The organism is Methylobacterium sp. AC690 (genome assembly GCF_979256535.1).
On sequence record NZ_CEEDOX010000052.1, the window covers coordinates 1 to 848 of the forward strand.

1 protein-coding gene is annotated in these 848 nt (G+C 64.2%); it reads left to right on the top strand.

Going from position 1 to position 848, the window contains the following annotated elements:
- The coding region (locus tag AC0IY1_RS25285) for a hypothetical protein (RefSeq protein ID WP_471773323.1) at positions 1 to 848 on the top strand (848 nt) is incomplete at both ends.

Genomic DNA, 848 nt, shown 5'->3' on the forward strand with positions numbered 1-848 from the left:
CTCGGCACCGGCCGGGTCACGCTGCAGGGCGGGAACGAGAGCGACCAGATCTACGTCAATGGCTCGAACAAGCTGCAAGCCGGTAGCGTCATCGATGGCGGCGCTGGCTACGATACTCTGAGCCTGTCCTCGCCCTACAGCTACAACCCTACGACGGGAGCATCCTCCAGCGTCGACACGACCTACGACCTGACCAGCATCAGCCTCAGCCACGTCGAGAGCCTGAACGTGTCAGGCAGCACCATGGGCACTGGCAAGACCATCGTGAAGGTGGACGCTGCTGCACTGACCGACGTCACCAGCATCAGCTTGGGCTACAACGGAACGTTGGCCACGACGGCTGCTGCCCTGGATCTGACCAGCAAGAACGTCTCCTCGGGCCTGTATTCCGGCCCCAGCACCGGGACCATCACGAGCCTGAACGCGACGGGCACCGCCTTCACCGTCAGCAGCTACCAGACCGCTCTTCAGATCGTGGGTGGAGCTGGGCAGGATACCGTCATCCTCAAGGGTGCGACGCTGACCAGCGCCCAGCGCGATCAGCTCTTCACCAGCTCCATCGAGACCATCACCGACGCCTCAGGTACCTACACGAAGCCGCCGCTTCCGGCAGGCACCACACTCCTCACGGCGGGTCAGGACGTTGTGCTGCCGTCGGACGGCGACCAGATCGTTCAGGCCACTGCCGCAACGCTGAACGCTGGCACTTACGTCTACAACGGCACGACCTCGACCTACACGGGTGGCGACCAGCTGGATGGCGGCGCCGGCTACGATGTGCTCGCGCTCACCGGCTCGGGTAGCTTCGACCTAGCAAACCTGGCCCAGTTCGCCGGCTTCGAGGAGGT